Consider the following 12,240-nt stretch of genomic DNA (forward strand, 5'->3'; position numbering starts at 1 on the left):
GCGCCGGTGGGTGGGCCCACGCCGGCAGGGTTCCCTGACCGAAGCGAAGCGAGGTTAGGGTGCCGGTGGGTGGGCCCACGCCGGCAGGGTTCCCTGACCGAAGCGAAGCGAGGTTAGGGTGCCGGTGGGTGGGCCCACGCCGGCAGGGTTCCCTGACCGAAGCGAAGCGAGGTTAGGGTGCCGGTGGGGCCTAGCGGAGGCCAGTCTTGCGGTTCAGCGCCAAGTAGATAAGCTCATCGATCAGGTCGGCGTATTCCAAGCCGGAGGCTGCCCACATCTGCGGGTACATGCTCTTGGGCGTGAAGCCGGGCATCGTGTTGATCTCGTTGATGATCAACTCGCCGTCGGGCGTGTAGAAGAAGTCCACGCGGCTCAGGCCCTCGGCTCCCACGGCGTCGAACGCGGTGGCCGCCAGTTCGCGGACCCGGGAGATAGCCTCTGCCGGGATGTCCGCTGGGCAGCTCAGCGCCGCGGCATCATCCTCGACGTACTTGGCATTGAAGTCGTAAAACTCGTGGGTTCCGCCGGACACCTCGATTTCCCCCGGCATGGATGTCCGCGGCGCGTCGGTGCCCCTGCCTTCCAGGACCGCGCATTCGATCTCCCGTCCCACGATCCCGGCTTCGATCACGAGTTTGAGGTCGTGGCGGCGGGCTTCTTCGATGGCGGCATCCAGTTCCTCCAGGGAGTCCACCTTCGAGATGCCCATGGACGAGCCCGCACGGGCCGGCTTGACGAATACGGGGAACCCGAGCCGGTCCACCTGCTTGCGGACAGATTCGGGATCCCGGCGCCACTGCCTGTCCGTCACTGCGACGTAGGGGCCCACGCGGAGCCCGGCAGCTTCGAAAACAACCTTCATGTAGTGCTTGTCCATGCCGACGGCGGAGGCCAGTACGCCCGCGCCAACGTACCGGGTATCTGACAGCTCCAGGAGCCCCTGGATGGTGCCGTCCTCGCCGAACGGGCCGTGCAGCAGCGGGAAAACCACGTCCACGGCGCCCAGTTCCTGCGGGACCTGGTTGGGCGACGCCACGATCAGCTGGTGTTCCCCGCCGATCTCGGCCAGGGTGACAGTGTCCGACGACGGCACGACCTCCGGGAGGGATGATGCCGCGAGGGACCACTGGGCCGTTTCCGCCGGGGCAAGGACCCACTGGCCGGTCTTGGCGATCCCGATGGGGATAACGTCGTACTTGTCCTTGTTGATCGCGCCCAGGACACCGGCGGCGGTAACGCAGCTTACGGCATGCTCGCTGGATCGTCCGCCGAAGAGCACGGCAACGCGCGGTTTCCGGCTGGAGGCGGTTTCCCCGTGGGTGTTTGTGTCGTGGGACATGGTCAGTAATCGCCTTCAGGTTTCAATTCCCGGGACAGCAGAACCGGCCCCAGTTGGTCAACGGACAGCTTGCCTGCCAGCACCGCCACAACGGCGGCAGTAATGGGCATTTCGACGCCGAGCTTGCCGGCGAGTTCATGGACGGCCTGGCCTGACTTGATGCCTTCGGCGGTCTGGGTCATCTTGCGGCCCACCTCCTCCAGCGTCAGGCCCTGGCCCAGCAGCCTGCCGGCGGTATGGTTCCGGGACAGCGCGGACGAACAGGTCGCCACGAGATCGCCAAGCCCGGCGAGCCCGGCCATGGTCTTGGCCTCGCCGCCCAGCGCCAGCGCGAGGCGGGACGTTTCCGCGAGCCCCCGGGTGATCACCGAGGCCTTGGTGTTGTCCCCCATCTCCTTGCCCTCACAGATTCCCACGGCCAGCGCGATCACGTTCTTGACGATGCCGCCGATTTCGACGCCGACGACGTCCGTGGTGGTGTACGGCCGGAAGTAGGGGGCGGTGCACGTCCTGGCAAGCCAGCCTGCCGTGGCGGAGTCCGTGCAGGCCACGACGGACGCCGTAGGCTCCTCGCGGGCAATCTCCATGGCGAGGTTGGGCCCGGAAACGACGGCGATGCGTTCCGGCGGGAGGCCCAGTTCCTGGCTGATAACCTCGCTCATCCGGGCATCGGTTCCAAGCTCCAGGCCCTTCATGAGGGATACGACGACGGCCCCGGGGGCGATCATGTCCTTCCACTCCCGCAGTTGCGGGCGCAGGGATTGGGCCGGAACGGCAACCACCACAAGTTCGGCTCCGGCCAACACCTGGCGGACGTGGGTGGACGCTGTGATGCTCTCCGGCAGGACGATGTCCTTGAGGTAGTCGCTGTTGCGGTGGCTGGTGTTGATCTCCTCCACCACTTCGGCGCGCCTGCCCCACAGCTTGATGGCACGCGGAGTCCCCGTGGCGATGGCTGCGTCCGCGAGGATTTTAGCGAACGTGGTCCCCCAGGACCCTGCCCCGAGGACAGCCACGGTGCGGGCTGCTCCCGGCTTTGCGTCAGCGGTCACGGAGCGTCCGTTCCTGTCCCGGGCTGCTGTCCGCGTTCGACGAACCGTCCGTGCTTGGATTGCTGCTGCTTGGCCGGGTCCCAGCGTTGGGCCGGCGGCTGCTCGCCGCGCAGGCCGGCCAGGAGTGTGGTGATGGCGTCCATGATCACGTCGGTGGCTTCCGTCAGCGTTGCCTTGTCCAGGGGACGGCCGCTGAAAGCGCTGAGGTCCACCGGATCTCCCACCACCACGCGGGAGCGCTTACGCGGGAACAGGTGGAATGTCTTGCCGTACCTGGGGAAGACTTCATGCGCGCCCCAGTGGGCGATGGGCACTACCGGAATTCCGCCTTCAAGGGCCAGTCGGGCTGCGCCCGTGTGCCCCTTCATCGGCCACAGGTCCGGGTCGCGCGTCAGCGTGCCCTCAGGGTAGATGATGATGGCTCCGCCCTCAGCCACGATCTCCTGCGCCACCTGCAGCGAGCGGTTCGCTCCCGCCGTCGAACGCTCCACCGGCACCTGCTTGGTGGCCGTAAGGAGCGGGCCCAGGCCGGGGACTTTGAACAGCGAGGCCTTGGCCAGGAAGTGCGGCGCCCGCTTCTGGTTGTAGAGCATGTGGCCCACCACCAGGGGGTCGATCTCGGTGCAGTGGTTGGGGGCGGCGATGAAGCCGCTGGCGGGAAGTTTTTCGGTGCCTTCCCACGTCTTGGACATCATGAAGTTCAGCAGCGGCCGGGCGATGCCGGCAATGAACACAAATGTGGCCCTGCTCTTGGCAGATTCCTTCACAGTCCGCTCTACTTCGTGGTGGTGATGTCGAAATCGGCACCGAGACCGGCAAGCTTTTCGGTGAAGCGCTCGTAGCCCCGGTTGATGATGTCGATGCCGGTGACCCGGGAGGTTCCCGTAGCCGCCAGGGCGGCAATGAGGTGGCTGAAGCCGCCGCGCAGGTCCGGAACATCGATGTCGGTGCCCTTGAGCTGGGTGGGCCCCGAAATGACGGCTGAGTGCAGGAAGTTACGCTGTCCGAACCGGCACGGGACGCTGCCCAGGCATTCGCGGTGAACCTGGATGCTGGCGCCCATGCGGATCAGGGCGTCTGTGAAGCCGAAGCGGTTCTCGTAGACGGTTTCGTGAACGATCGAGACGCCCTCGGCCTGGGTGAGCGCCACGACGAGCGGCTGCTGCCAGTCGGTCATGAAGCCTGGGTGGACGTCCGTTTCAAGCACCAACGGATTGAGCTTTCCGCCCTTGTGGTAGAACCGGATGCCGTCCTCGCCGATATCCATTCCGCCGCCCACCTTGCGGTAGGTGTTCAGGAACGTCATCATGTCGCGCTGGGACGCGCCCTCGACGAAGATGTCGCCGCGGGTCACGAGAGCAGCTGAAGCCCAGGATGCCGACTCGTTGCGGTCCGACAGCGCCCGGTGGTTGTAGCCGCCCAGGTCGCGGACGCCCTCGATGCGGATGGTGCGGTCCGTCTGGACGCTGATGATGGCGCCCATCTTCTGCAGCACCGCGATGAGGTCAACGATTTCCGGCTCGGTGGCTGCGCCGGAAAGTTCGGTGATGCCCTCGGCGCGGGTGGCGCTCAGCAGGACCTGCTCGGTTGCGCCCACGGACGGGTACGGCAGCGAGATCTTGGCCCCGTGCAGTCCCTTGGGCGCGGAGATGTGGATGCCGCCGGGGCGTTTCTCCACCACGGCGCCGAACTGGCGCAGGACGTCCAGATGGTAGTCGATGGGGCGGTCGCCGATCTTGCAGCCGCCCAGGTCCGGGATGAAGGCCTCGCCGATGGCGTGGATCAGCGGCCCGCACAGCAGGATGGGAATTCGGGAGTCTCCGGCGTGCGCGTCGATGGCCGTGCTGGGCGCCGTCTTGGCCGCCTTGGGGTCGAGGGTGAGATCTCCGTTGACCGGATCCTTCTCCACGGTCACGCCGTGCAGCTGCAGCAGGGAGGTGACCACCTCCACGTCCTTGATTTCCGGCACGTTCCGCAAAACCGAGGGTTCGTTGCCCAGCAACGCCGCCACCATTGCCTTGGGGACAAGATTCTTTGCCCCGCGGACGCTGACGCGGCCTGTAAGCGGGACACCGCCGCGGATTGTCAGAACACTACTCATATACCGGTTTCCTCACGATCACTAGCCCCCAAATACCTTGCAAAGGCTCCAACCAAGCATAGGAGGTCGCGTTACCGAACCGAAATAAGGGGGCACCGGCGGCGGGGCGTGGCGGGACGCATCCCGCCACGCAGCTGCCAGGCGGCTAGGAAAGCTTTGCCGGCAGGGTCTTGGGCTTGAAGGCCGGGCGGGTCGCCTCGTACGCGGTGATGTCGGCCTCGTGCTGGAGGGTCAGTCCAATGTCGTCCAGGCCTTCCAGGAGCCGCCAGCGGGTGTAGTCGTCAATCTCGAAGGGTGCCACGATGTTGCCGCACACCACGGTCTTTGACTCGAGGTCCACCGTCACCTGGGTGCCCGGGGCGTTCTCGAGCTCCTTCCAGATGAGCTCGATGTCGTCCTGGGCCACCTGGGCGGCCAGCAGGCCCTGCTTGCCCGAGTTGCCGCGGAAGATGTCGGCGAAGCGGGAGGACAGGACGGCCTTGAAGCCGTAGTCCTTCAGCGCCCACACCGCGTGCTCGCGGGAGGAACCGGTACCGAAGTCCGGGCCGGCCACCAGTACTGAACCGGCGTTGTACGGCTCCTGGTTCAGGATGAAGGAGGGGTCCTTGCGCCAGGCGGAGAACAGGGCGTCTTCGAAGCCGGTGCGGGTGATGCGTTTGAGGTACACCGCCGGGATGATCTGGTCGGTGTCAACATTGCTCTGGCGCAGCGGGACGCCGATGCCGGTGTGCTTGGTGAACTTTTCCATGGTGTTGTCCTAGGCTGCGTCGATGCGGATGGCGGCGGGTTCGGGAGCCGGTTCAAGGTCCGACGGCGAGCTGAGCGTGCCGCGCACCGCCGTGGCCGCCGCCACCACCGGGGAGACCAGGTGCGTGCGGCCGCCCTTGCCCTGGCGTCCTTCAAAGTTGCGGTTGGACGTGGAGGCGCACCGCTCCCCCGGCTCCAGCTGGTCCGGGTTCATGCCCAGGCACATGGAGCAGCCGGCAAACCGCCATTCGGCGCCGAAGTCCTTGAACACCCGGTCCAGGCCCTCGACCTCGGCTTCGAGCCGGACACGGGCCGAACCCGGAACCACCAGCATCCGGACCTTCGGGTCCTTTTCGCGGCCGCGGATGATGTCCGCCGCGGCGCGCAGGTCCTCGATGCGCGAGTTGGTGCAGGAGCCCAGGAAGACGGTGTCCACGCGGATGTCCTTCATGGGGGTCCCGGCTTCCAGGCCCATGTACTGCAGGGCGCGTTCGGCGGCCGCCTTGGCATTTTCATCACCGAAATCTGCCGGGTTTGGTACGGCCTGGGACAGGGAGACGCCCTGCCCGGGGTTGGTGCCCCAGGTGACGAACGGCTCCAGCGTGTCGGCGTCCAGGTCCACCTCGACGTCGAAGGTGGCGTCGTCGTCGGTCTTCAACGTGTTCCAGTATTCGACGGCGGCATCCCACTCAGCGCCTTCCGGCGCGTGCGGGCGGCCCAACATGTAGGCATAGGTGGTTTCGTCCGGGGCCACCATGCCGGCCCGGGCGCCGGCCTCGATGGACATGTTGCAGATGGTCATCCGCGCTTCCATGGACAGGGCGCGGATGGCGGAGCCGCGGTATTCCAGGACGTAGCCCTGCCCGCCGCCCGTGCCGATCTTCGCAATGACGGCCAGGATAATATCCTTGGCCGTGACACCGGGACGCAGCGTCCCTTCAACATTGATGGCCATGGTCTTGAACGGCTTCAGCGATAGGGTCTGGGTGGCCATGACGTGCTCCACCTCGGAGGTGCCAATGCCCATGGCCAGGGCACCGAAGGCGCCGTGTGTGGAGGTGTGGGAGTCGCCGCAGACGACGGTCATGCCCGGCTGTGTGAGGCCCAGCTGCGGGCCCACCACGTGGACGATGCCCTGTTCGGCGTCGCCCAGGCTGTGCAGCCGGACACCGAACTCCGCGCAGTTGTGGCGCAGGGTCTCGATCTGCGTGCGGCTGGTGAGATCGGCAATCGGCTTGTCGATGTCCAGGGTGGGGGTGTTGTGGTCCTCGGTGGCGATGGTCAGGTCCGGGCGGCGCAGTTTGCGGCCGGCCAGGCGCAGGCCTTCAAACGCCTGCGGGGACGTGACTTCATGGACCAGGTGGAGGTCGATGAACAGAAGGTCGGGCTGGGCGTTGGCACCTTCGCCGTCACCTTTGCGCACCACGTGTGCGTCCCAGACTTTCTCGGCCAATGTCTTTGCCATGGCCATCTCCCTTCACTGCTGTTTGGCTGATTAGTCCAACTGAATCAGGACGGCTCCGCGCTGCGCCAGCCGAAAGATTTGCATCTCAGATACTGAGACGGCAATATCATTACATGGACAATTCTAGTGGAGTCGGTGTCATTGATAAAGCGGCCCAGGTGCTCGACGCACTCGAGGCAGGACCCACCACGCTGGCGCAGCTGGTGGCCGCTACCGGACTGGCCCGGCCCACCGTCCACCGCCTCGCTTTGGCACTGGTGCACCACCGGCTGGTCAGCCGCGACATCCAGGGCCGGTTCGTCCTCGGCAGCCGGCTCGTGGAGCTTGCCTCGGCCGCCGGCGAGGACCGCCTGATCGCCTCCGCGGGCCCCGTGCTGATGCAGTTGCGCGATGCCACGGGTGAAAGCGCCCAGATCTTCCGGCGGCAGGGCGACTGGCGCGTGTGCGTCGCCTCCGCCGAACGCCCCATCGGCCTTCGCGACACCATCCCCGTCGGCACCCAACTGTCCATGAAAGCAGGCTCCGCCGCCCAGGTCCTGCTCGCCTGGGAGGACCACGACCGGCTCCTCGAGGGACTGCAGTCGGCGCGCTTCACGCCCACCGTCCTGGCAGGCGTACGACGTCGGGGCTGGGGACAAAGCCTTGGCGAACGCGAGCCCGGGGTCGCCTCCGTCTCGGCCCCCGTCCGCGGTCCGTCCGGAAGGGTGATTGCCGCCGTCTCGATTTCCGGCCCCATCGAGCGGCTGACCCGCCAGCCGGGGCGGCTGCACGCGGAAGTGGTGTGCAACGCCGGCCGGATCCTCACCGAGGCGCTGCGGAAAAACAACGACTAGCACCTTCCACTCCCCCGCCCGTTCCCGCCGCTAGGCTGTGGCCATGGACAGCTACGCAGTGTTCCTCCGCGGCATCAATGTGGGCGGAATCAATATCAAGATGGCGGACCTTCGGGACGCCCTGAAGAACTGCGGTTTTCCGGACGCAAAAACCCTGCTGGCCAGTGGAAACGTGGTGCTCTCCAGCAACCTGGACGCGGCGGCCGTCAAGCAGGAATGCGAAAAGTGCCTCCGTGCCACCTTCGGCTACGACGCATGGGTGGTGGTCCTGGATGCCGGCAGGGTGGCCCAACTGGTGGATGCCTGTCCCTATCCAGAAGACGACAAGTCCACGCACACGTACATCACCATCTCGTCGGACATCCCTAGCCTGGATGAGCTGGAAGCAGCGGGGTCGTTGCTGGAGAAGCATAACCAGCAGCGGCTGGGGCCGGAGGCCCTTGCCTGGCTCGCCCCGGTGGGCGGAACCCTTGACAGCCCCTTCAGCAAGGTCAGCTCCAAGGCGAAGTTCAAGGCGGCCACCACCACGCGGAACCTGCGCACCTTGATAAAGGTCCGTGATGCCGCGGCCGCCCTCGACGCCGGGCAGGCAAAAGGCTCCTAGCCTGGCCCTGCCTTCTTCAGCGCCTTGTTGAAGGCTGCCAGCCGGGCAATCTCCGCCTCCACCGGGGCCACCACCAGCTCCTGAGCCGCACCTGCAACGGCACTGTTGAGCCGCCGTCGGGCCCTTGCGGCACGCGCCCGTGCAGCGCCTGCCGCAATAAAGCGGCCGGTGATGGCGAGGAAGATCCCCAACACCAAGCCGAACGCGATCATCAGGGTGGGCACCGGCCATCCCTCTACGCGGGGCACTTCCGGCACCGGCAACTGCAGGTAGGCCAGCCCGGCCAGGACACCCAGCCAACCCAGGCCGCCCAGCACCGTCAGCAGCGCCAGCCACTGCGGGATGTTGAAGAGCCCCCACCACCAGGCTTTGCGGTTGGCTCCGAGATCGGTTCCGGCGATGGCCTGGTCCAGCGCGTCGGGAAGCCGGTCCCTTCCGGCCCTTGCCGTCGCCCGGATCGCCGCCCGCCAGGGTCCCGGCGCTCCCGCACTGGCCGAATCCGCAAACTCCCTGACCGCCGCATCCGTCCTGGCCCGTTCCGGGGCGCCGGCTGGCGGCAGCGATGTCCTGTTCAGCTCCGCAGGAGCGTCCCTCCGCAGGTTGAGCCGCCGCAGCGGGTCCGGCCGGAAGCGGGAGAGCCAGCGGGTTACAGGCCAGCCCGTCCTGCGCACGGACTCCAGCCGGTAGGACTGCCCCACGGCCCGTACCACGGCAGGGACGTTCGCTGCCTGGGCCAGTTCCTCAGCCAGCCTCGTCTTTGCCGCGGCACGCACCCCCGCAGCCTCCCCTTCGCCGGAAGCACGCCGCAGGTCCTCCGCCGCTTTGGTCAGATCGGCGTCCAACCGCCGGGACTGGGCCTGGCGTAGGACGGCGACCTTGCGGATGGCAGCGCGCACTTCGGGGATGCCCGCTCCCGTGACGGCCGACGAGGCAAGCACCCGCACCTGTCCCAGTCCTTCCCCTGCGAGGATCGCGTGCAGCGAGTCGAGCACCGGCTGCACATCATGCGCCGGCAGTCGGTCCACCTGGTTCAGGACCACGAGCGTGACGGCCCCGTGGGTTGCGAGGGGCGCCAGGAATCCGTTGTGGAGGGCGGCATCGGCATATTTTTGCGGGTCGAGCACCCAGACCAGGACGTCCACCATGCCCACCATCCGCTGCACGATCTCGCGGTTTGCCGCCCGGGTGGAGTCAAAGTCAGGCAGGTCCAGCAGGATCAGCCCGGTCTGTTCATCGGCGAAGCCGTCCACCGCCGCCGCTTGGTGCCGGTTTCCCACCTCCAGCCAGTCAAGGAGTGCCTCGCTCCCCGTCGCCCCCCAGACACCTGCCAGTGGTTCCGACGTCGTGGGACGGCGGGCGGCCGCCGTCGCGACTTCCGCGCCGCTAACAGCGTTGAACAGGGAGGACTTACCGCTGCCTGTCGCGCCGAAAAAGCCCACCACGGTGTGGTCGGCGGACAACGAGCGGCGGGAACTGGCGCGCTCCAGGACATCGAATGCTTCCTGCAGCGCCTCGTCCGGAACCACCCCCTCCCCCAGTTCGCGGGCGTCCTGGAGTGACTGGAGCCGGTCGTCCAGCCGCGTGGACCCCCGCGCCCCGCTATGGCGGCTCACGCCTTCTCCGCCAGCCGTGCAAGTTCCCCGGCCTGGGCAGCAAGCCGCTGCGCGAGCTCGGAATTTTCGTCCGGCAGGCGCTGCAGGAACTTCTGCTGTTCATCCTCCAGCAGTTGTTGGCAGCGCGCCGCCAGGTCCTCGCGGGCCTTGTCCGCCATGCGGCGCACCGCGTCCTCGCCGAAAACGGCCTCCAGCAGGCGCTGGCCCACGACGGCGGTGCCGCCCGCGACGCCGATCTCAAGACCGGTCAGTCCGGCTGTCATGGAGAACACCACGATCATCAGCGCGGCACCGAGCCCGTTGATGCCAAAGGACAACCAGCGGGCCTGAGTGCGCTTGCCCTGCCCTTCCGTGCGGATCAGCTCCATCAATGCTTCCTGCCAGGCCCGGATTTCGGCCGCCGCCCGATCGGCGAAGTCCGGCGTGGTACCGGACAAATCGTCCAGGCCCAGCAACTGGCGGCCGGCCGGATCCGACCGCCACCGCCGGTCGGTGTCGTCTGCAGCGTTGGCTGCTTCATCAACGATCACTGCCTGCAGCCCGGTCTCGATGGCCGCCTCAACCCGGACCGCCGGAGCCGGCTCACCCCGGAAGAAAGCGCCCAGGCGGTCCCTGAACCGCCCCACGTTCTGCTCAAGCGTCCGGAAGAACTCGCCGGTGCCCACAAAGTCCTGCCAGCGCGCCAGGACCTCGCCGCGAAGCAGCGCGCCGTCCCGGGTGGCATCGAGGATCCGGGTGGCCGCGTCACCGTAGGCTGCCACGGCATCCGCTTCGAGCCGTGCAGCTGCCCTTTCCTGTTCACGGACGGCGTCCGCGATGTCCGTGATGCGCTGGGCCAGTGCGCGGACGGCGCCGTTCAGGGTCCGACGTGCGACGTCGGCTCTGCCAGCGGCGTCGGCGGCCAGCGACGAGAGCCACCCGTGCAGCTCGTCCACGGTTCCCGCAGGCAGCATGCCGCCTTGGTCCAGGACGGTTTCCTGGATTACGAAGAGGCGGCTTGCCGAGAGTCCTTCACGGTCGAGAAGTCCCCTGAGGTCCTGGCTCACCTCGGCCTCGGCGCCCTGCGGCACACGGTCCAGCACCACCGCAACGGTGATGTCCCTGGAAGCGGCGTCCAGGAGCAGCTTCCAGGGCACGGCGTCCGCGTACCGGTTGGCTGTGGTGACAAATACCCATAGGTCCGCCGCGGCCAGGAGCTGCCCTGCCAGCAGGCGGTTTTGGTCGGAGATGGAGTCGACGTCGGGGGCGTCAAGGAGGGCGATGCCGGCAGGCACGGCAGGATCGGCCAGCAGCACCAGCGAGTCGATGGCAGTGTTTGCCGCGCCGGTCCGGACCGTGGGTACGGGGCTGGCCGCCAGGGTTCCGCGGATCCGGCTCAGTCCCGGCAGGACGCGCTGGCCTTCAAACCAGCCCGCCTCAGCGGGATTGTGCAGCAGGATGGGCTGGCGGGTGGTGGGGCGGATGGCGCCTGCGCGGGTCACGGGGTGCCCCACGAGCCCGTTCACCAGCGTGGATTTCCCGGCGCCGGTGGAACCGCCGACGACGGCGAGCAGCGGGGCGTCCAGGCTGCGGTACCGGGGAAGGACGTAGTCATCAAGTTGCGCTCTTGCAGCCGACGTTTCCCTCCGCGCCTGCTCCGCACCCGGCAGGGCCAGCGGCAGCGCGACGTCGTCCAGGCCGTCACGGACCTCCTCCAGCAGCGTCACCGCCGCCGCAGCCTGCGGTGCCGTCTGGGCGGGGCGGTGGTGCTCGTTGTGGGAGGTCACAGCAACATCATGCCAGTTCAGGATTCCTTGGGCGCTGGCGCGGCGCGTCCCCCACAGTCTTGCACTCCCCGCCTGAAGGACAACTCCCCACTAAAGGACGAGGGGTCTTGTCCATCTACAGGGGATTCCAGCAACCGGCATTGGGGGGAAACAAAAATGGCCCCGGGCTATTGCCCGGGACCATTTTCGATGGTGACCCCAGCGGGATTCGAACCCGCGTTACCGCCGTGAGAGGGCGGCGTACTAGGCCGCTATACGATGGGGCCAGGTACTTTCAACAGCATTTCCGCTGCTCAAGCTCAGTGAGTATTTCACACACTTTGCTTTGGTTTCAAATCGGCGAACCGAGTGGAAACCTCCTGTTTGGCCGCTGAAATCAGCGTTCAAATCAGAGCTGGGATACCAGGACTCGAACCTAGAATGACGGTACCAGAAACCGTAGTGTTGCCAATTACACCATATCCCAATGGTACTTTCGGGCCGGTTTTCAGGGCGTTCTCCCTGCTCCGTGCGCCTCAGCACGAGAAATTACTTTACCCGAGACTTTCGGCTGGCACAAATCGGCATCCGCGCCCCCGGTGGCCCGGCCAAAGCAATCCATCAAAACCCTTGCCGTCCCTCCAGCCCTGTGGTTACTCTCGAGTAAGTTACCCATCGGTAACAACCTCCCCGCCCTACCCACCGGGCACCCATGAGGAAAACGGGAACGCCTTACCAACC

At 66.8% G+C, this 12,240-nt stretch carries 10 protein-coding genes and 2 tRNA genes; 2 read left to right on the forward strand and 10 right to left on the reverse strand.

Annotated features, from left to right (window positions below):
• Nucleotides 1-190: 190 nt before the first annotated feature.
• From ACFO0G_RS00240 to leuC, 6 genes are all read right to left on the reverse strand, one after another.
• Nucleotides 191-1,339 (reverse strand): D-alanine--D-alanine ligase family protein, encoded by a 1,149-nt coding sequence (locus ACFO0G_RS00240; protein WP_376976020.1) that lies wholly within the window; start codon nucleotides 1,337-1,339, stop codon nucleotides 191-193.
• A 2-nt stretch (nucleotides 1,340-1,341) separates the two neighbouring features.
• On the reverse strand, nucleotides 1,342-2,391 hold the full coding sequence (locus ACFO0G_RS00245) for an NAD(P)H-dependent glycerol-3-phosphate dehydrogenase (protein ID WP_376976021.1): 1,050 nt from the start codon (nucleotides 2,389-2,391) through the stop codon (nucleotides 1,342-1,344).
• Nucleotides 2,388-3,158 carry a lysophospholipid acyltransferase family protein gene (locus ACFO0G_RS00250; protein WP_376976022.1) on the reverse strand — a complete coding sequence of 257 codons (771 nt, stop codon included), beginning with the start codon at nucleotides 3,156-3,158 and terminating at the stop codon, nucleotides 2,388-2,390. The genes ACFO0G_RS00245 and ACFO0G_RS00250 overlap by 4 nt, the downstream gene beginning before the upstream one ends.
• 8 nt (nucleotides 3,159-3,166) lie before the next feature.
• The gene (murA, locus tag ACFO0G_RS00255; protein WP_056335305.1) at nucleotides 3,167-4,492 is read right to left on the reverse strand and encodes a UDP-N-acetylglucosamine 1-carboxyvinyltransferase; all 1,326 of its coding nucleotides are present in this window, start codon (nucleotides 4,490-4,492) and stop codon (nucleotides 3,167-3,169) included.
• A gap of 145 nt (nucleotides 4,493-4,637) precedes the next feature.
• Nucleotides 4,638-5,240, reverse strand: a complete 603-nt coding sequence (leuD, locus tag ACFO0G_RS00260) for a 3-isopropylmalate dehydratase small subunit (RefSeq protein ID WP_142133504.1) — start codon at nucleotides 5,238-5,240, stop codon at nucleotides 4,638-4,640.
• 9 nt (nucleotides 5,241-5,249) lie between these two features.
• Complete coding sequence (gene leuC / locus ACFO0G_RS00265) at nucleotides 5,250-6,704, reverse strand: 3-isopropylmalate dehydratase large subunit (protein WP_376976023.1); 1,455 nt, start codon at nucleotides 6,702-6,704, stop codon at nucleotides 5,250-5,252.
• 113 nt (nucleotides 6,705-6,817) lie between these two features.
• Here leuC and ACFO0G_RS00270 point away from each other — a divergent pair, with 113 nt between their 5' ends.
• Both ACFO0G_RS00270 and ACFO0G_RS00275 read left to right on the forward strand, forming a co-directional pair.
• Nucleotides 6,818-7,537 carry an IclR family transcriptional regulator gene (locus ACFO0G_RS00270; RefSeq protein WP_009356552.1) on the forward strand — a complete coding sequence of 240 codons (720 nt, stop codon included), beginning with the start codon at nucleotides 6,818-6,820 and terminating at the stop codon, nucleotides 7,535-7,537.
• A 43-nt stretch (nucleotides 7,538-7,580) separates the two neighbouring features.
• Complete coding sequence (locus ACFO0G_RS00275) at nucleotides 7,581-8,141, forward strand: DUF1697 domain-containing protein (RefSeq protein WP_286397652.1); 561 nt, start codon at nucleotides 7,581-7,583, stop codon at nucleotides 8,139-8,141.
• On the opposite strand, the gene ACFO0G_RS00280 is transcribed toward ACFO0G_RS00275, so the two are convergent.
• From ACFO0G_RS00280 to ACFO0G_RS00295, 4 genes are all read right to left on the reverse strand, one after another.
• Nucleotides 8,138-9,754 (reverse strand): GTPase, encoded by a 1,617-nt coding sequence (locus ACFO0G_RS00280; protein WP_376976024.1) that lies wholly within the window; start codon nucleotides 9,752-9,754, stop codon nucleotides 8,138-8,140. The two genes, ACFO0G_RS00275 and ACFO0G_RS00280, sit on opposite strands and share 4 nt — an antisense overlap.
• Nucleotides 9,751-11,520 carry a dynamin family protein gene (locus ACFO0G_RS00285; RefSeq protein ID WP_376976025.1) on the reverse strand — a complete coding sequence of 590 codons (1,770 nt, stop codon included), beginning with the start codon at nucleotides 11,518-11,520 and terminating at the stop codon, nucleotides 9,751-9,753. Before ACFO0G_RS00285 ends, ACFO0G_RS00280 begins: the two co-directional genes overlap by 4 nt.
• A 190-nt stretch (nucleotides 11,521-11,710) precedes the next feature.
• Nucleotides 11,711-11,786 (reverse strand) — tRNA-Glu (locus ACFO0G_RS00290).
• Between the two features lie 128 nt (nucleotides 11,787-11,914).
• Nucleotides 11,915-11,986, reverse strand: a tRNA-Gln gene (locus ACFO0G_RS00295).
• Between the last annotated feature and the right edge of the window lie 254 nt (nucleotides 11,987-12,240).

The sequence above is a fragment of the Arthrobacter sedimenti genome, from assembly GCF_042652025.1.
Classification (GTDB): Bacteria; Actinomycetota; Actinomycetes; order Actinomycetales; family Micrococcaceae; genus Arthrobacter; species Arthrobacter sedimenti.